The following is a 16605-nucleotide window of genomic DNA, read 5'->3' on the forward strand; positions in this document are numbered from 1 at the left end:
TGATGATTGACGGGGGGAGAGATCATTTGAGGACGGCCTTGAACGCGAGTTCGCCCCCCTGCCCGGCCGATACTGGGCTGGAGAGGCGCCACCGAACGTGGGTGACATCGTCGGCAGTGGCCGGCCGCATCGTGCCTGCGGGCGTCGTCACGCGCAGGGCGGCCAGGGTGCCAAAGGTCTTGCCGTCGACCGATACTTCGGGGGCGGCGGTGGTCGCCGCGCCGCGATAGGCGACGTTCTTCGGAACCGGGTTGGCGAGGACGAGGTCGCCCAGCGCCGCCGTGCCGGTGTTGCGATAGGCGAGCACCACGGTGATCCGGTCGCCGGGCGCCACGCTGACCGCCGGCACCAGCGACGTCGTGGTCGATCCGTCGGCGGCGGCAACGCGCTTTTCGACCATCATGCGGGTCGTCATGGTCAGGGGTCCTGCGGCGAAGGCAGGCGCGGCAGCGGCGACGACCAGCGCGGCCGTGACGAGCGAACGAAATTTCATGGACGGGTTCCTCACTGGATGATGACCTGGAACTGGATGGTGCGGATCGTGGCGCCGGCGATGTCGCCCAGCGTCACCGCGACGGCATTCGCATCGGCGCTGCCCGCATCGTCGTCGGCACCGTCGCTCAGCCGGACCGCGTCGAGCGTCAGGCTGCCGGGCACGTAAGCCGTGCCCTGCGGGATGGGATCGTCGACGCGGACCTGCGGGGCCGGTCCGGGAAAGCGGGCTTCGAGCCGGTAGGTGACGACGGCCCCGGCGACGGGCGTGCTCGACCCGTCGGGTGCGCGCACGCTCTGCGACTTAAGCAGCGACGGCGCGGCATCGGCACCGGTACCGACCGGTACGACGACCTCGGCGATGGCGTTGGTCTTCCCCGTCACCGCATCGGCGCCGCCATCGCCCCTGGTCGCGAACATCGTTCCCGTCAGGCCGTCACCCGTGGAGGCACGCGCGACGACGGTGAGCGAAACCGCCGTGACGTTCGCCGCGGCGGGATCGACCAGCACGAGCAACGGCAGGACCTCGCCCGGCTCGAGCAGTGGCGTGCGTGCATCGGACAGGATGGTATCGATCGCCGCGTCGAACCGCCCGTCCCCGTCGCGGTCGATCGCGATGAGGCGAACCTTCGCGCTGGCGTCGGATAGCGCGCTGCTCAGGGAAAAGGCCTCGCGTCCGTTACCGCGATTGGCCAGCGTCAGCGGCACCGCGGTGCCGCCGGGCACGACGAGGATCGGCGCGGTGTCGCGCCGCTCCAGCGCCACGTCGAGGCGCTCTGCGACCAGCAACGTCACGGTGTTGGAGCGCAGCGTCGATTCGCCCTGCTCGTCACGCAGGGACAGGGTCGCGACATTCGGGATCGCCGTACCGGCGCGGGTTTCGGGGATCGCCGGGTCCGCGGCGACGCGGTTCTGGGCAGAGACCGGGCTGTCGATCGACGACAGAACGAGCAGCAGCAGCAGCGTGGCGATGGCCGATAGCCATGCCCCGGATACCCGTGTCCCGCCGATGGCCCCGAAATTCCCCAATTGTCGCCCCGATGTTATGCCCGGGGTCGAAAATCAGTTGTTCTGCTTAAACAAAACCTACGGAACCAAATCGGTAGTCGATTGTTTCTATTGCCCCGTTTTGACGACGATGCCGGAATACGGACCCACTCGACGAAGGGTCAGGGTGCAGCGGTCGTAATCGTCGTTTTCATGGCAATGCGCAGACGATGCATGGATTCTGTCCTATTGTGCGACCGGGTGTATTCCCGTCATTCCGGTTCGCGCCGCAGTCCGTCAGGCGGCGCCGAGCCGCTTCAGATAGGCGGTGACGGCGGTGTAGCCCGAATCGCTCAGGGAGAGTTCGATGCGGCGGCGATCGATGGGATCGATCACCCGGTCGATCAGCTTCAGCTTGTGAAGATGATCGATCCACCGCTGGGACGTGGTCACCGGAGCGTGGGCGCTGGCGACCAGCGTCTTGACGTTCATCGTCCGACGCTCCTCATGCGCGACGAACAAAGCCAGCAGCATGTCCCATGCGGGTTCGTGGAACAGCTCGGCCGGGAAGTGATCGAACCGTGCGAGCCGCTGCGCCAGCAACTGCTTGGCCATGTCCCGCATATCCGGGGGGGTGTCCCCGAGTATGGCGACAGGACCGTCATCGCCGACGAGTCGATCGGCCCGCGTCCCGAATTCAGCAGCGATTGCAGAGAGTTGAGTCGTCAGGTCCTTTACCAGACCGGCGATGGACTCATCAGGCACGTCGCATTCCCCAAGCGTCGTTGACTATTCCAAATCGTACCATCTGGTTGCAGAAAAAGACAAGTAATTCGGGTATATGGCCAAATTGGTCCGATCGACCGCGGGGTCGACGCACGTGATGGGTCGCCGCGTGCCCGCCCGAAGCATGGCGATGCATCCTTGCCGCCGATCCGCGCGTTGCTGATGCTCGACCGGACCGATTGCGTGCGACAAAGGATCAGGGTGCCCGCTTACCTTCATGCCGTCGGCACCGCCGTGCCGCCTCACGACGTCCACGGCGCCTTCATCGCATGGGCCGGTACGCGCGTCGACGATCGGGCGAAGCCGCTGTTCGCGCGCATGGCGCAGCGCGCCGGCATCGCACATCGGTGGTCGGTGCTACCGGGCGTGGACGGCGCGAGCGCGGTCGACGCCGGCGGGTTCTACGCCGCCGCCATGCCGGGCACGGCGGCGCGCATGGCGATCTATGCCGCGGAAGCCCCCGCCCTCGCCCTCGCCGCGATCGGATCGCTCGGCGAACAGGTCGCGCTCGACGGGATCACCCATCTGGTGGTGGCGAGTTGCACCGGTTTCGTTGCGCCCGGCATCGACCAGATCATCGCGCGTCGGCTGAACCTGCCGGCCGACGTCGAACGGCTGCTGATCGGCTTCATGGGCTGTTATGCCGCCGTCGTCGCGTTGCGGACGGCGCGGCACATCGTCCGGTCCTGCCCGGATGCGCGCGTGCTGGTCGTCACGGTCGAACTATCGTCGCTGCATCTTCAGGCCGAGGACGCGGTCGAACCCTTGCTGGCGATGCTGCAGTTCGGCGATGGCGCGGCGGCAGCGCTGGTCACCGCGGACCCCGCCGGAATCGAGCTCGGACAGCCCTTTGCCGCGACCTTGCCCGACAGTGCCGACCTGATCCGCTGGACGATCACCGACACCGGGTTTGCGATGCATCTGGACGGGGCAGTACCCGGCCGGATCGGACAGGCGCTCGCCGACCGCGCCTTCATCGACACGGTGACGGCCGGCTCCGCGCCCGGCGATCTGTTCTGGGCGGTGCATGCGGGTGGACGATCGATCCTGGATGCGGTGCAATCCGCGCTGGATTTGCCGGGCGATGCGCTCGCGGCATCGCGCGGCGTGTTGTCCGACAATGGCAATATGTCGTCGGCGACGCTGATGTTCGTCCTCGCCCGCCTGCTCGCCGCCCCGTCGGCGCATCGCGATGGCGTCGCGCTCGCCTTCGGTCCCGGCCTCGCTGCCGAAGGCCTGGCGTTGCGGCGCGTCGCATGACCCTCGCCGTCCGCGCGCAGGCGGAGGAGCTGATGGACGCGGACGATCTGTCCGCCGACACCTATGCCGCGGTCGTTGCCGACCTCGCCCGCGTCAACACCGTGACGATGGCGGCACGTCCGACATTGGCCTTTCTCGATCGAGCCATGCGTGGGCGAAATCACCTCAGGATGCTCGACGTCGGCTTCGGCGATGGCGACATGCTCCGCCGGATCGCACGCTGGGCGAGCAGGCGCGGGGTTACCGTCGAGCTGGTCGGGATCGACCTCAACCCACGCAGCGAAGCCGCCGCGCGGGCGCATACTCCCGCCGGTCTGCCGATCGTCTGGCGCACCGGCGATTACGAGGACCTTGCCGGTGACGGCTGGGACGTCATCCTGTCCAGCCTCGTCGCGCATCACATGAGCGTCGACCAGCTGGTCGCGTTCCTCCGTTTCATGGAGCGCGAGGCGTCGTGTGGCTGGCTGGTCAACGACCTGCACCGCCATCGGTTCGCACATGCCGGATTTCCACTGCTCGCCCGCCTCGCTCGCTGGCATCCGATCGTCCGCCACGACGGCACGCTGTCGATCGCGCGATCGTACCGTCCCGGCGAATGGCCGCCGCTCCTCGAACGGGCCGGCATTTCCGATGCCCGCGTCTTTCGCGCCTTCCCCTTCCGGCTATGCGTCGAACGGCTGCGCTGATCGTCGGCGGCGGTCCCGCCGGTTCCGCCGCGGCGATCCGGCTGGCGAGCGGCGGCGCACGCCCGCTGCTGATCGAACGCCATCCGGATGGCGATGCCCTGTGCGGCGGTTTCGTCAGCTGGCGGACGATCGACCGGATCGCCAGCCTGGGTGTCGATCCCGACGCGCTCAATCGCGATCGGCTGACGCACGTCACGATCTTTGCCGGCGGCCGGGTGCGCGAAGCCACCCTGCCCCGGGCAGCGATCGGCGTATCCCGCCACCGCCTCGACACCCTGCTGCGCGCCGCCGCCATCCGCAGCGGTGCTGCGGTGGAAACCGGCGTCACCGTCCGCCAGGTCGATGGCCTGACCGCGCATCTGGCGGACGGCGCGACTCTCGCCGCCGATGCGCTGTTCCTCGCCACCGGCAAGCACGACCTGCGCGGCCTCGCCCGACCAGCGGCGGCGCGGGGTGACGATCCGACGCTCGGCATCCGCGTTCGCCTGTCGCCGGCTCCTGCGCTGACCCGCGCGCTCGCCGGGCGGATCGAGCTGCATCTGTTCGAGCGCGGCTATGCCGGCATCGCCCTGCAGGAGGATGGCAGCGCCAACGTCTGCATGGCGGTGCACCGATCGCGACTGCACGCCGCCGGCAGTCCCGCGGACCTGCTCGGCGCACTGGGCCGTGAATGCCCCCGTCTCGGCGAACGACTGGAGGCACTGCCGAGCGACGCCGCGATCGATGCCATCGCCAACGTGCCCTATGGCTGGCGCCAGCGCCGCGGCGCGCCCGGTCTGTTCCGGCTTGGCGATCAGGCGGGGGTCATCCCCAGCCTCGCGGGCGAGGGCATGGGTATCGCGTTCGCCAGCGGCATCTCGGCGGCCGATGCATGGCTGGAGGGCGGCCCCGCCGGTGCCGCGGCGTGGCAGGAGGCGTTCGCCCGCCGGCTCGCCCGCCCGATGGCGGTTGCCGGCACCGTCCGCCGCATCGCCGAAAGCCGCTGGTCCGCCGTGGCGATCGCGATGATGCCGCCGGGACTGATCCAGGTCATGGCCCATGCGACCAGAATGGCCCCATGATGGTTGACGCCGCCCCTTCCCCTCACGAGATTGGCCCCATGGATCAGCTCAACCTTTCGGAAACCGAGTGGCGCAAGCGGCTTACGCCGGCGCAATATCACGTCCTGCGCGAAGCGGGCACCGAACGCGCCTTTGCCGGCGCGCTCACCGACAACAAGGCGGACGGCATCTATTGCTGTGCCGCATGCCACCTCGACCTGTTCGACAGCGCCGACAAATACGACAGCGGATCGGGCTGGCCAAGCTTCACCCAGCCGATCGAACCAGACCGGGTGGCGGACCATAGCGACACCAGTCACGGCATGACCCGGACGGAGACGCGCTGCGCCCGTTGCGACAGCCATATGGGCCACGTCTTCCCCGACGGACCGCCGCCGACGGGCCTGCGCTATTGCATGAATTCGATCGCGCTGGAGTTCCGCGCCCGCAAGTGATGCGGGGCGGCTTGTAGGGGGCTGCGTTAACCGGTAATCGCAGCGGTCTTCATGGCCCGTGCGCGTACCCCCCGCTCCGCTCCCGTCCGCCGTTCGCCCTGGCGTCGGCGGATCGTCGTCACCCTCCAGATCCTGATCGGCCTTGCGATACTGGCGCTGGGGGCCCTGGTCATCGCGGTCTATGTCGCCAAGTCGCAGCTGCCGAGCTTCGACGAACTGAAATCCTCGCCCAACGGCCAGATGATCCGCGTCCATGCCGCCGACGGCAGCGTGATCGTGTCGATGGGGCCGAGCTATGGCGAATGGCTCTCCTACGGCAGCATCCCTGCCGTGATGCGCGACGCCACGATCGCGGTCGAGGATCGCCGCTTCTACAGTCATCCCGGCGTCGACCCGCTCGGCATCGCGCGATCGGTGATGGTCCGCTACGAACGCGGTCGCTGGATCCAGGGCGGCTCGACGATCACGCAGCAGCTGGCGCGCAACGTCTTCCTGAACAACCAGAAGAAGTTCGGTCGCAAGTTCCGCGAATGGATCCTGGCGCTCGCGCTCGAACGCAAGTTCGGCAAGGAACAGGTGCTCGAGCTGTACCTGAACAAGGTCTATTACGGCGGCGGCGCCTACGGCATCGACGCGGCGAGCCGCAAGTTCTTCGGCCACGGTGCCGAACGGCTCAGCCTTGCCGAGGCGGCGGTGATCGCCGGTCTGGTCAAGGCGCCATCCAACTATTCCCCGACCGCCGACGCGCAGGCCGCAGTCGGCCGCGCCGGTGTCGTGCTCGATTCGATGGTCCGCTACGGTGCGATCACGCAGTCGCAGGCGGACGACGCCAACCCCAAACAGCTCGCGCTCGCCCCCGAACCACGCCAGAACAGCGCGCGCTATTTCACCGACTGGGCGCTGCCGCAGCTCGACACGCTGATCGACGAGACGGAGGCGCCGCTCGACGTGTGGACGACGCTCGACCTCGGCATGCAGCGCGACGCGGATGCGGCGGTGCGCGCCAATGCTCCCGCCGGTGCGCAGGGTGCGCTCGTCAGCCTCGATCGCGACGGCGCGGTGAAGGCGATGGTCGGCGGCAAGGATTACGTCAGCTCGATCTACAATCGCGCGACGCAGGCGCAGCGTCAGCCGGGATCGGCGTTCAAGCTGTTCGTCTATCTCGCCGCGCTTGAAGCAGGGCACAAGCCGGAGGATCAGGTCGTCGACGAGCCCGTCACGATCGATGGCTGGAGCCCGCGCAACGATTCGCGACGCAATTCGGGGTCGGTGACGTTGCGCACCGCCTTCGCCTATTCGCTCAACACCGTCGCGGCGAAGCTGGGGCAGGAGGTGGGCTTTGCCACCGTCGCGGACATGGCGCGCCGGTTCGGCATTACCACGCCCGTCAACACGCATCCCTCGATGGTGCTCGGCACCTCCGACGTCCGCCTGCTCGACATGACCCGCGCCTTCGCCAGCGTCGCCAACAAAGGCGTCGCGGTGACACCGTACGGGATCACCAAGGTGACGGCGAATGGCCAGACGATCTACACGCACGAGGTCGATCGCAGCCGCGTGCTCGTCGCGCCGTACGTGGCGGCGCAGATGACCGATCTGCTCCAGACTGCGGTCAACACCGGCACCGGCCGCGCCGCGCAGATCGGCCGTCCCGTCGCGGGCAAGACCGGGACGACCAGTTCGTCCAAGGACGGCTGGTTCATGGGCTTTTCCAGCGGGCTCACCACCGGCGTGTGGATGGGTCGCGACGATGCCCGTCCGATCAAGGGGCTGCACGGCGGCACTGCGCCGGCGCGGGCCTGGGCGGCGTATATGAAGCCCGCGACGGCCAGCCGCCCGATCGAACAGTTCGAGACGCAGGTGACGTTGCCCGAATGGCAACTGGAGCCGGACGAGGAAACCTATTTCGGCCAGCCCGATGCCGAGACGGCCGGGCCGATGGTCGATGAGGACGGCAATCCGATCCAGCAACCGCCGCGCGATGGCGACGAGCCGGTCGACGGCACCATCCCGCCGCCGCCGGCGACGACGCAGCCGCAACAGCAGCTCGACGATCTGATCGACCGCGTTACCGGCCGCGATCAGCCCAGAGATGAACGGCGCGATGAACGGCGCGATGAACGGCGCGACCCGGCGCTGACACCCGGCCGCCAGCCGTTACCGCGGGAGGACCGCCGCGACTTCGCACCCGCCACGCGCCAGCCGTTGCAGCGCCCGCTTCAGGACGACCGCCCGATCCAGTGAAGCCCTGCGCCGTGTGCGCGCAACCAGGCGCGTGCCGGGCTCGGGTCGCAGCCGTATAGCCGTTCGACCAGCGCGTGGAACGCGGGCCCGTGATTCATGTGGACGCGATGCGCGACCTCATGCGCCACCGTCGCCCGCCGGACGTGTCCGGGCGCGAGGATCAGCCGCCAGCTGTAGCGGATCGTGCCATCATGGGCGCAACTGCCCCAACGCCCGCGGGCATCGCCGATCGCGACCTTGCTGACGGTCACGCCGGCACGCGCGGCATATTCGGCGGTCTCCGCAGCCAGCAGATCGAGTGCCTGCCGCTTCAGCCACGTCTCGACCCGGCGGGGCAGCGTTTCGATCGGGCCGGACAGCGATAGACTATCGCCGACGACCTCGACGCGCCGCCGGCTGCCCGCTTCCCAGACGATCGTCAGTGGTGCGTCGGCGACGGTGAGCATCGTGCCCGGCGCATAGGGCCGCGGCTGCGGCAGGCGCGCGCGTTGCGCCGCGATCCAGTCCGCCTTCCCCTGCGCCCATGCCAGCGCCGGCTTCAGCGCCGCGCGTTTCGGCACCACCAGCCGTGCGACACCGCTCGCCGGATCGAGCGACAGGCGGATGCGCCGCGCCGTGGGGTGGCGCACCACTTCGAACGATTCGCTCACAATTCCCGATCGACGATATGGTTTTCCAGATCGCCGACATCGTCCTCGCTCACCGTCCAGCCGCGCACCGAAATGCCGGCGGTATGGACCGATTCGCGATCACCGCTGATCAGGTAATGCCAGTCGCGCAACGGCTCGCCCGCCGCGCGCAGACGATAGGCGCAGGTCGAGGGCAGCCAGTCGATCCCGCGCACGTTGCCCGCGGTCAGCCGTACGCATTCGGGCACATAGGCACGGCGATGCTTGTAGTCGGAACAGAAGCCGCTGCGCCGGTCGAGCAGGCGACAGGCGACGTTGGTCGGCACCACCTCGCCCGTCTCGTCGTCCTCCAACTTGTGGATGCAGCATTTGCCGCAGCCGTCGCACAGGGCTTCCCATTGTCCGCGGTCGAGCTGCTCGATCGGCAGCTCCCAGAATCTAGCCATGATGTTCGGTCATTTCGCCCAGCGCCTGATCTCGTCGGCCACGGCTTGCGGCCCCTTGTCGGACGGCAGCAGCGCAAGCGGCTTGCCCGCCGGGTCCATCAGATAGGTCGTGCGGCTGTGGTTCACCAGATAGCCGCCGCCGGGCTGTGCATCGCCCTTGCCCGCGAACACCGCCCAGGATTTCGCCACGGCGTCGATCTCCGCCTGCGTGCCGGTCAGCCCGACCATGCGCGGATGGAAGTTCGCAACGAAGCTCTTGAGCACCGCCGGCGTGTCGCGCGACGGATCGACGCTGACGAAAACCGGTACGATCCGCTTCGCCAGCGACGGATCGTCCTGCTCGATCATCGCCAGCCCCTTGCCGATCGCCGCCGCGTCGGTCGGGCAGACATCGGGGCAAAAGGTATAGCCGAAATACATGATGCGGTAGCGTCCGGCGAATTCGGTATCGCTCACCCGCTTGCCGTCCTGATCCGTCAGCGTGAAGGGCCCGCCGATCTTCGCGCCCGCCAGCGGCGCGGTCTCCTGCGAGGTGGCGGCCGGCTGACAGGCGGCCAGAGCGATAGCGACGAGCGGGGCGAGGCGCAGAATGTTCATGACCACGCCAGCTGTGATCTGTTACCGGCGGACCCGCAAGCTTTCGTCTTTGAGGGACCATCCATGATCCGCCCGCACGTTCTCCTGGTCGCTACTCTCGCCACCATCGCGGTGCCGGCGACGGCGCAGCAGCAGTCGGAAAGTTATAAATTCCTGTCGGCGATCGAAAAGGAGGATGGCAAGGCCGTCACCACGATGATCGAGACGCCCGGCAGCACGATCATCAACACCAAGGCGGTGACGACCGGCAAGGGCGCGCTGCACATCCTCGTCAGCCATTCGGGCAGCATGTACGTCCAGTATCTGCTCCAGCACAAAGCCGATCCGAACATTCGCGATGCCAAGGGCAACACCCCGCTGATGCTCGCCGCGCTGGCCGGTCGCGAGGACCTCGTCGACCTGCTGCTGACCTACAAGGCGAATCCGAACCTCGTCAATTCGTCGGGTCAGAGCGCGCTGATCCTCGCGGTGAACGGACGGAACGAGGCGATCGCGCGCACCCTGATCGCGAAGGGCGCCGATCCCGACCAGACCGACAACATGGCCGGTCTGTCGGCCCGCGACTATGCACTGCGCGATTCGCGCAACCCGGCGATGGTGGCGCTGTTCAAGGACGCTCCCAAGAAGGTACGCGCGCAGGTCGCAGGCCCGAAGTTCTGAATCAGGACCGGGTAAGGCCGACCAGCCGGGCGACATCGGCGAAGTCGGCCGCCACCGCATCGACGCCGATCTCCAGCAGGCGCGCGTCATGGCCGATGCCGCAATGCGTTCCCGCGCATAGCCCGATCACGTAACCGCCAGATGCCACCGCGCCGGTCGCACCGACCGGCGAATCCTCGATGATCGCGCAATTGGCGATATCCACGCCGATCGCCGCCGCGCCATGCCAGTAGAGATCCGGGGCGGGTTTCCCCTTCGCGACATGCTCGCGGCCGCTGTAGATATGCTCGCCGAACGCGTCGGACAGCCCGATATGCTGCAGGTGTCGCCGGATCCAGCGTGTCGGGCTGGACGACACCACCGCGCGGGGAAGATCGTCGGGCAGCGACCGGACGAACGCCACCGCCCCCGCCACCGCATCGATTCCCGCCGCCATCGCCCGCGCATCCTCCGCCTCGCGCGCCGCCCGGAAGCTGTCGGGCAGCGGCCCGCCGATCCAGCGTTCGATCGCGCTGCGGAAATCGGCGCCGGCCAGTCCCATGAAATTCGCCATCGAGTCCTCCGGCGTGGTCGGATGACCGGCCCCGGTCAGCCATTCCGCGATCTGGCGATTGCCGGCATATTCGCTCTCGATCAGCACGCCGTCGAAATCGAACAGCAGTCCACCGAACCTCATGCCGTCGCACTGCCGCGCGCACCGAACAGCGCACTGCCGACGCGAACGTGCGTTGCGCCCAGCGTCACCGCCGTCTCGTAATCCGACGACATACCCATGCTGAGGCCGGTCAGGTCCATGTCACGCGCCAGTTTGGCGAGAAGCGCGAAATAGGGCGCCGGCTCGATCTCCGCCGGCGGGATGCACATGAGTCCGGCGACGGGCAGCCCGGCGTCCCGCGCCTGTTGCAACAGCGCCGGCAGGTCGGCGATCGGACAGCCGCCCTTCTGTTCCTCGGCACCGATGTTGACCTGCACGAAGCAGTCGGGACGCCGCCCGGTCTTCGCCATCGCCTTGCCCAGCGCATCGACCAGAGAAGGACGATCGACCGCATGGATCGCGTCGAACAGTGCCACCGCCTCTTCGGCCTTGTTCGATTGCAGCTGCCCGATCAGGTGCAGCGCGACGTCGGGATGCTCGCTGCGCAGCACCGGCCATTTCGCCGCCGCCTCCTGCACGCGATTTTCGCCAAATGCCCGATGGCCGGCGTTCAGCAGCGGCCGGATCGCCTCGACCGGGTGCGTCTTCGACACGGCAATCAGCGTGATGTCGTCGGGCTTCCGCCCGGCTGTTCGTGCGGCGTGCGCGATGCCGGTGGTGATGGCGTCGAGCGGCGAGGGAGTGGCAGCGATCATGCGCGCCGCTATAGCGGGACGGTGGCCAATCTGAACCGCAATTGCGATCCGCGCCGCCATGCCTGGCTGATGACCGACGAACGGATCGGCGACGCATTGTTCCCGACGCTACGGGCGCTGCCGCCGGGCGCCGGAGTGGTGTTCCGTCATTACGGCCTGTCCCGCAGCGAGCGTCATCGCCTGTTCCTCCGGATACGCCGGCTCGCGCAGGCGCGGAGATTGCGGATCAGTGCCGCGAAGGGAATGCCGGGTGCCGGTGCCCATGGCGGCCGGCGCGCGCTGACCTTCGCGGCGCACGATCGACGCGAGGCGGTGGCCGGTCGCCGCGCAGGGGCGACATGGCTGTTCGTCTCCCCCGTGTTTTCGACGCGATCGCATGCCGGTGCAGGGTCGCTCGGCGTCCGGCGCGCCGCGCCGGTGGCGCGAGGGCTAGGGGTGCGGCAGATCGCGCTGGGCGGCATGACCGCCGACCGCTGGTTATCGCTGCGGAACTATGGCTTCGACGGGTGGGCGGCGATCGATGGCCTGATATCGTCGTCTGCCGGCCGGCCATAGCCGGCTCATCCGATCGGGATCAGAACCGGAAGGCGGTGCCCACGTACACCGATTGGCTGTCACGCCGCTCATCGTCCAGTCGTGCCAGCCGCTCGCGGTCGGAACGATAGCGCATGCCCGCCGTCACATCGAGATTGCGGGTCAGCGAATAGGAGCTGCTGACGTCGACCGAATAGCTCGGCATCTCCTGCGTCAGCTTCGGCGTGTTCGCCAGCGGGCGATCCGCCACGGCGATCACGCGGCTGCTCGCGCGGCCGGCACGATACGTCAGCGCGACATCGGTCGATTCGCGGCTACCCGGCTGCGGACCAAGATCGATACGGCTGACGGCACCCGATACGGCGAAACGCTTCCACCCGACGGACACACCCAGATTGTAGGCGATCGGCTGAATACCGACGGTCGGTGCCTGCACGGCGGCGGCACGGCTCGCGTCGGTCAGCGCATTGCGGTTCGAACGCGCCCGGACGGCCACGGTGACGGCGCGCTGATCGGGACGACTTTCGGCGGGCGTGAAGCGGAATTCGGCGCCGTTCAGGCCGCCGCGGGCGATCACTGCGGCAAGCCGGGGATCGGCCGCCGCCGGTGTGAACGACCCGGCAAGGCGCGACGTCGGCGACGCGATGCGCTTGGCCGGACGTGCTCGCTCCGCGGCACCGAAGGCGGGCGCGACAATGACACCGGCAGCGATCAACGCTCCCGCCATCATTCCAGCCATCGCACGCCCCATGGCACGCTTCGCAAACACTAGCAGTCCCCTCGACTCCCGCTGCAACGCGCCTAACACGATTCCGTCGCGCGCCAATATGGCAGAGTCGCTGCCCGAAGCATCATTTTGTCCGACTGTTGCAATAGGCACACAGATTCCGGGACGGGCGTGCCATTGCAGTCGCTTCGACGCGTCGCTTGCGGGTGCACCCGTGCATCTATAGAGCGAAGGCGCCCTTTATATCGCAGGACAGTTCCGCCCATGATCCGCTCGTTGCGCACCGCCCTCATGGTCGCCGCCATCGCCCTGCCGCTCGCCGCCTGTGGCGGACGTGGTGGCAATGCCGTCGCCAAGACCGACCTCGCCGCATCCAAGGTCACGACGATCGGGGTCAACGCCTATCTGTGGCGCGCCAGCCTCGACACCCTGTCGTTCATGCCGCTGCTGCAGACCGATTCCAATGGCGGCGTCATCGTGACCGACTGGTACGTCAACCCGCAGGTCCCGTCCGAGCGGATGAAGGTCACGGTGTCGATTCTCGATCAGGACCTGCGTGCCGACGCGGTCCGTGTCGCAGCGCTGCGTGAGGTCAACCGTGGTGGCCAGTGGGTGTCCGCGCCCGTCACCGCCGCCACCACGCAGAAGCTGGAGGACGTCATCCTCACCCGCGCCCGCGATCTGCGCCGCGCCTCGATCGCCGGATAAATCACGACATGGTGACGCGTTTCAACGCGCTGACGGCGGACCGGACCTGGCAGAAGGTCTGGGACGACCGGCAGACGTTTGCTGCCAAGGATAACAGCGGCAAACCGCAGAGCTACGTGCTGGAGATGTTCCCCTATCCGTCGGGGCGCATCCACATGGGCCACGTCCGCAATTATACGATGGGCGACGTGCTGGCGCGGTTCCGCCGGATGCGCGGCTATGAAGTGCTCCACCCGATGGGCTGGGACGCGTTCGGCATGCCGGCCGAGAATGCGGCGATGGAAAAGGGCGTGCACCCCGGCACCTGGACGCTCGCCAATATCGAGACGATGAAGGCGCAGCTGAAGCGGCTGGGCTTCGCGCTCGACTGGTCGCGTGAACTGGCGACGTGCAAGCCCGATTATTACGGGCACGAGCAGGCGCTGTTCCTCGACATGTTCGCCGCGGGGCTGGTCTATCGCAAGGAATCGGCGGTCAACTGGGACCCCGTCGACATGACCGTGCTCGCCAACGAACAGGTGATCGATGGCCGCGGCTGGCGATCGGGTGCGCTGGTCGAGAAGCGCAAGCTGAGCCAGTGGTTCCTGAAGATCACCGACTTCGCCGATGAATTGATCGAAGGTCTCGGCGCGCTCGAACATTGGCCCGACAAGGTCAAGTTGATGCAGGAGAACTGGATCGGCAAGAGCCAGGGGCTGACGTTCGGGTTCGACGTGTCGGATGGGGGCAAGGTCGAGGTGTTCTCCACCCGCCCGGACACGATCTTCGGCGCCAGCTTCGTGGCGGTCGCCGCCGATCACCCGATCGCGCAAGCCATCGCCGATCGCCCGGAAGTCGCCGCGTTCATCGCGCTCTGCAAGCAGGGCGGCACCACCGTGGCCGAAATGGAGACGCAGGAAAAGCTGGGGTTCGACACCGGGCTTACCGCCGCGCATCCGTTCGACGCCACGCGCAAGCTACCGATCTACATCGCGAATTTCGTGCTGATGGATTACGGCACCGGCGCGGTCATGGGCGTGCCGGCGCATGACCAGCGCGATCTCGACTTCGCGCGCAAATATCATCTCGATGTGCAGCGTGTCGTCTCGGACGGCGACACGATCGCCCCGGTATTCGAGGGCACCGAAGCCTATACCGGCCCCGGTGCACTGGTGAATTCGCATTTCCTCGATGGCATGGATGTCGAGGACGCCAAGCGCGAGGTCATCCGCCGCGCGGAGGCCGGGGGCTGGGGCAAGGGCTCGACCGTGTTTCGCCTGCGCGACTGGGGCGTCAGTCGCCAGCGTTACTGGGGCACGCCGATCCCGATCATACATTGCGGCGATTGCGGTGCGGTCGCGGTTCCCAAGGATCAGTTGCCGGTCGTCCTGCCCGACGACGTGTCGTTCGCGATCCCCGGCAACCCGCTCGATCGTCATCCGACGTGGAAGCATGTCGATTGCCCATCCTGCGGCAAGCCGGCCGTGCGCGAAACCGATACGCTCGACACGTTCGCGGATTCGTCGTGGTATTTCATCCGCTTCGCCAGCCAGCCCAAGGACAGGCCGTTCGATCGTGAGATCGCGGAAAGCTGGCTGCCGGTGGGGCAATATATCGGCGGGGTGGAGCATGCGATCCTCCACCTGCTGTATGCGCGCTTCTGGACGCGTGCGTTGAAGCACCTCGACCTGATCGATATCGCGGAACCGTTCACCGGCCTGTTCACGCAGGGGATGGTGACGCACGAGACGTACAAGTCGTCGGATAACCGCTGGCTGTCCCCCGACGACGTTCGTGACGGCATCGAGATCGCGACCGGTGATGCGATCACCATCGGCCGCGTCGAGAAGATGTCGAAGTCGAAGAAGAACACCGTCGATCCCGAACCGATCGTCGATCAATATGGTGCCGACGCGACGCGCTGGTTCATGCTGTCCGACTCGCCGCCCGAGCGCGACCTGCCGTGGAGCGAATCGGGCATCGAAGGTGCATGGCGGTTCGTCCAGCGTCTCTGGCGGCTGTTCGATGGCAACACCCCGGAACCGGGAGAGGGCGGCGACGTCGCGCTCGACCGCAAGCTGCACCAGACCATCCTCGGCATCGAACAGGATATCGAGGCGCTGGCCTTCAACAAGGCGGTCGCGAAGATCTACGAATTGTGCACCGCGATCGAACGTGCCGCACGGTCGCAGTCGCGTAGCAATGCGATCCATACGCTCATGCTGCTGGTCGCCCCGATGGTCCCGCACGTAGCGGAAGAGGCATGGGCGGCGAAGGGCTTCGACGGTCTGATCGCCGACGCCGCCTGGCCCGAAGTCGATCCGAAGCTGTTGGTGGAGGACGAGGCGACGATCGCGATCCAGGTCAACGGCAAGCTGCGCGATACGCTGACGGTGCCAAAGGACCTGCCGCGTGAAACGCTTGAGACGCTGGCGTTGGCATCCGACAAGATCGTTCGCGCCCTCGACGGCAAGCCCCCCAAAAAGGTGATCGTCGTGCCGGGACGTCTGGTGAATATCGTTATATGAGGCACGCCCTGCTTCTCGCACCGTTCGCGCTGCTGCTCGCCGGCTGCGGCCTGAAGCCCCTTTACAGTGGCGGCTCGGGCGGCAGCGTTGCCGCCACGCTGTCGAATGTCGAGGTGGCGCCGATCGACGGCAAGTCGGGCTGGCTGATGACCAACGCGCTCCGCGATCGCCTGGCTGCCGACGGTACCCCGCAGTATCGACTGGACGTGCGGCTCGATGATTCCATCGCGGGCTTCGGCGTGCGCCGCGATGACAGCGTTACCCGCGAACGTCGCACCCTTCGCGCGCGATATCAGCTGGTGAATCTGACGGACGGCAGCGTGCTGATCGATGCCACCGCCGGATCCGATGCAGGCATCGATGTCGTCCAGTCGGAATATGCGACGATCGCGGCGGAGAACACCGCGCTGGAGCGCCTGTCCGGCATCGTCGCGGATCAGATCGTTGCCCGCATCGCGCTCTACGCGCAGCGCCGCCCGACGCCATGAAGACCACCG

The 16605-nt window shown here is 67.4% G+C and carries 19 protein-coding genes; 10 read left to right on the forward strand and 9 right to left on the reverse strand.

The window, feature by feature from the left end; all coding sequences use genetic code 11:
• Positions 1-22: 22 nt before the first annotated feature.
• From LRA87_RS12915 to LRA87_RS12925, 3 genes are all read right to left on the reverse strand, one after another.
• A complete protein-coding gene (locus LRA87_RS12915; protein ID WP_230631893.1) occupies positions 23-493 on the reverse strand; it encodes a hypothetical protein in 471 nt (156 codons plus the stop codon).
• Between the two features lie 11 nt (positions 494-504).
• Positions 505-1521, reverse strand: coding sequence for a hypothetical protein (locus LRA87_RS12920; protein WP_230631894.1), 1017 nt, complete (start codon positions 1519-1521; stop codon positions 505-507).
• Positions 1522-1776: 255 nt separating this feature from the next.
• A complete protein-coding gene (locus LRA87_RS12925) occupies positions 1777-2094 on the reverse strand; it encodes a hypothetical protein (protein ID WP_230631895.1) in 318 nt (105 codons plus the stop codon).
• A 333-nt stretch (positions 2095-2427) separates the two neighbouring features.
• Between LRA87_RS12925 and LRA87_RS12930 the strand changes: the two genes are divergently transcribed.
• From LRA87_RS12930 to LRA87_RS12950, 5 genes are read left to right on the forward strand one after another with little or no spacing between them, the layout of a single operon-like run.
• A complete protein-coding gene (locus LRA87_RS12930) occupies positions 2428-3525 on the forward strand; it encodes a type III polyketide synthase (RefSeq protein ID WP_443024884.1) in 1098 nt (365 codons plus the stop codon).
• Positions 3522-4211 (forward strand): methyltransferase domain-containing protein, encoded by a 690-nt coding sequence (locus tag LRA87_RS12935; protein WP_230631896.1) that lies wholly within the window; start codon positions 3522-3524, stop codon positions 4209-4211. The genes LRA87_RS12930 and LRA87_RS12935 overlap by 4 nt, the downstream gene beginning before the upstream one ends.
• Positions 4190-5272: an NAD(P)/FAD-dependent oxidoreductase gene (locus tag LRA87_RS12940; protein WP_230631897.1), complete on the forward strand. Its 1083-nt coding sequence runs from the start codon at positions 4190-4192 to the stop codon at positions 5270-5272. Before LRA87_RS12935 ends, LRA87_RS12940 begins: the two co-directional genes overlap by 22 nt.
• A gap of 38 nt (positions 5273-5310) precedes the next feature.
• Positions 5311-5706 (forward strand): peptide-methionine (R)-S-oxide reductase MsrB, encoded by a 396-nt coding sequence (gene msrB, locus LRA87_RS12945; protein ID WP_230631898.1) that lies wholly within the window; start codon positions 5311-5313, stop codon positions 5704-5706.
• 51 nt (positions 5707-5757) lie between these two features.
• Complete coding sequence (locus LRA87_RS12950; RefSeq protein WP_230631899.1) at positions 5758-7950, forward strand: transglycosylase domain-containing protein; 2193 nt, start codon at positions 5758-5760, stop codon at positions 7948-7950.
• On the opposite strand, the gene LRA87_RS12955 is transcribed toward LRA87_RS12950, so the two are convergent.
• The 3 genes from LRA87_RS12955 to LRA87_RS12965 are packed head-to-tail and all read right to left on the reverse strand — an operon-like array spanning position 7926 to position 9622.
• The gene (locus LRA87_RS12955) at positions 7926-8600 is read right to left on the reverse strand and encodes a M48 family metallopeptidase (protein WP_230631900.1); all 675 of its coding nucleotides are present in this window, start codon (positions 8598-8600) and stop codon (positions 7926-7928) included. The two genes, LRA87_RS12950 and LRA87_RS12955, sit on opposite strands and share 25 nt — an antisense overlap.
• Positions 8597-9025 (reverse strand): YcgN family cysteine cluster protein, encoded by a 429-nt coding sequence (locus tag LRA87_RS12960; protein ID WP_230631901.1) that lies wholly within the window; start codon positions 9023-9025, stop codon positions 8597-8599. Before LRA87_RS12960 ends, LRA87_RS12955 begins: the two co-directional genes overlap by 4 nt.
• A 9-nt stretch (positions 9026-9034) precedes the next feature.
• The gene (locus LRA87_RS12965) at positions 9035-9622 is read right to left on the reverse strand and encodes an SCO family protein (protein WP_230631902.1); all 588 of its coding nucleotides are present in this window, start codon (positions 9620-9622) and stop codon (positions 9035-9037) included.
• Positions 9623-9685: 63 nt separating this feature from the next.
• Between LRA87_RS12965 and LRA87_RS12970 the strand changes: the two genes are divergently transcribed.
• Positions 9686-10282 carry an ankyrin repeat domain-containing protein gene (locus tag LRA87_RS12970; protein WP_230631903.1) on the forward strand — a complete coding sequence of 199 codons (597 nt, stop codon included), beginning with the start codon at positions 9686-9688 and terminating at the stop codon, positions 10280-10282.
• 1 nt (position 10283) lies between these two features.
• Here the strand turns inward: LRA87_RS12970 and LRA87_RS12975 are convergent, their stop codons facing one another.
• Positions 10284-10958: an HAD family hydrolase gene (locus LRA87_RS12975; RefSeq protein WP_230631904.1), complete on the reverse strand. Its 675-nt coding sequence runs from the start codon at positions 10956-10958 to the stop codon at positions 10284-10286.
• Positions 10955-11632: a YggS family pyridoxal phosphate-dependent enzyme gene (locus tag LRA87_RS12980; RefSeq protein ID WP_230631905.1), complete on the reverse strand. Its 678-nt coding sequence runs from the start codon at positions 11630-11632 to the stop codon at positions 10955-10957. The genes LRA87_RS12975 and LRA87_RS12980 overlap by 4 nt, the downstream gene beginning before the upstream one ends.
• Positions 11633-11653: 21 nt before the next feature.
• Between LRA87_RS12980 and LRA87_RS12985 the strand changes: the two genes are divergently transcribed.
• Positions 11654-12187, forward strand: coding sequence for a thiamine phosphate synthase (locus LRA87_RS12985; RefSeq protein ID WP_230631906.1), 534 nt, complete (start codon positions 11654-11656; stop codon positions 12185-12187).
• 19 nt (positions 12188-12206) lie between these two features.
• Here LRA87_RS12985 and LRA87_RS12990 read toward each other — a convergent pair whose 3' ends face one another.
• The gene (locus LRA87_RS12990; RefSeq protein ID WP_230631907.1) at positions 12207-12905 is read right to left on the reverse strand and encodes a hypothetical protein; all 699 of its coding nucleotides are present in this window, start codon (positions 12903-12905) and stop codon (positions 12207-12209) included.
• A gap of 252 nt (positions 12906-13157) precedes the next feature.
• Here LRA87_RS12990 and LRA87_RS12995 point away from each other — a divergent pair, with 252 nt between their 5' ends.
• From LRA87_RS12995 to lptE, 3 genes are read left to right on the forward strand one after another with little or no spacing between them, the layout of a single operon-like run.
• The gene (locus LRA87_RS12995; protein ID WP_230631908.1) at positions 13158-13601 is read left to right on the forward strand and encodes a DUF3576 domain-containing protein; all 444 of its coding nucleotides are present in this window, start codon (positions 13158-13160) and stop codon (positions 13599-13601) included.
• 8 nt (positions 13602-13609) lie between these two features.
• Positions 13610-16108, forward strand: coding sequence for a leucine--tRNA ligase (gene leuS, locus LRA87_RS13000; protein ID WP_230631909.1), 2499 nt, complete (start codon positions 13610-13612; stop codon positions 16106-16108).
• Entirely contained in the window at positions 16105-16596 is a 492-nt protein-coding gene (lptE, locus tag LRA87_RS13005) for an LPS assembly lipoprotein LptE (protein ID WP_230631910.1), read from the forward strand. Before leuS ends, lptE begins: the two co-directional genes overlap by 4 nt.
• Positions 16597-16605: the final 9 nt, after the last annotated feature.

It is taken from the genome of Sphingomonas sp. Leaf37 (assembly GCF_920939475.1).
Lineage (GTDB): Bacteria > Pseudomonadota > Alphaproteobacteria > Sphingomonadales > Sphingomonadaceae > Sphingomonas.

Bases quoted from the DNA above. Each gene is read 5' to 3' on its own strand.
- LRA87_RS12915 (WP_230631893.1), bottom strand. From the start codon at position 493: ATGAAATTTCGTTCGCTCGTCACGGCCGCGCTGGTCGTCGCCGCTGCC.
- LRA87_RS12925 (WP_230631895.1), bottom strand. From the start codon at position 2,094: ATGGCCAAGCAGTTGCTGGCGCAGCGGCTCGCACGGTTCGATCACTTC.
- LRA87_RS12930 (WP_443024884.1), top strand. From the start codon at position 2,428: ATGCTCGACCGGACCGATTGCGTGCGACAAAGGATCAGGGTGCCCGCT.
- LRA87_RS12935 (WP_230631896.1), top strand. From the start codon at position 3,522: ATGACCCTCGCCGTCCGCGCGCAGGCGGAGGAGCTGATGGACGCGGAC.
- LRA87_RS12940 (WP_230631897.1), top strand. From the start codon at position 4,190: ATGCGTCGAACGGCTGCGCTGATCGTCGGCGGCGGTCCCGCCGGTTCC.
- msrB (WP_230631898.1), top strand. From the start codon at position 5,311: ATGGATCAGCTCAACCTTTCGGAAACCGAGTGGCGCAAGCGGCTTACG.
- LRA87_RS12950 (WP_230631899.1), top strand. From the start codon at position 5,758: ATGGCCCGTGCGCGTACCCCCCGCTCCGCTCCCGTCCGCCGTTCGCCC.
- LRA87_RS12960 (WP_230631901.1), bottom strand. From the start codon at position 9,025: ATGGCTAGATTCTGGGAGCTGCCGATCGAGCAGCTCGACCGCGGACAA.
- LRA87_RS12965 (WP_230631902.1), bottom strand. From the start codon at position 9,622: ATGAACATTCTGCGCCTCGCCCCGCTCGTCGCTATCGCTCTGGCCGCC.
- LRA87_RS12970 (WP_230631903.1), top strand. From the start codon at position 9,686: ATGATCCGCCCGCACGTTCTCCTGGTCGCTACTCTCGCCACCATCGCG.
- LRA87_RS12975 (WP_230631904.1), bottom strand. From the start codon at position 10,958: ATGAGGTTCGGTGGACTGCTGTTCGATTTCGACGGCGTGCTGATCGAG.
- LRA87_RS12980 (WP_230631905.1), bottom strand. From the start codon at position 11,632: ATGATCGCTGCCACTCCCTCGCCGCTCGACGCCATCACCACCGGCATC.
- LRA87_RS12990 (WP_230631907.1), bottom strand. From the start codon at position 12,905: ATGGCTGGAATGATGGCGGGAGCGTTGATCGCTGCCGGTGTCATTGTC.
- LRA87_RS12995 (WP_230631908.1), top strand. From the start codon at position 13,158: ATGATCCGCTCGTTGCGCACCGCCCTCATGGTCGCCGCCATCGCCCTG.
- leuS (WP_230631909.1), top strand. From the start codon at position 13,610: ATGGTGACGCGTTTCAACGCGCTGACGGCGGACCGGACCTGGCAGAAG.
- lptE (WP_230631910.1), top strand. From the start codon at position 16,105: ATGAGGCACGCCCTGCTTCTCGCACCGTTCGCGCTGCTGCTCGCCGGC.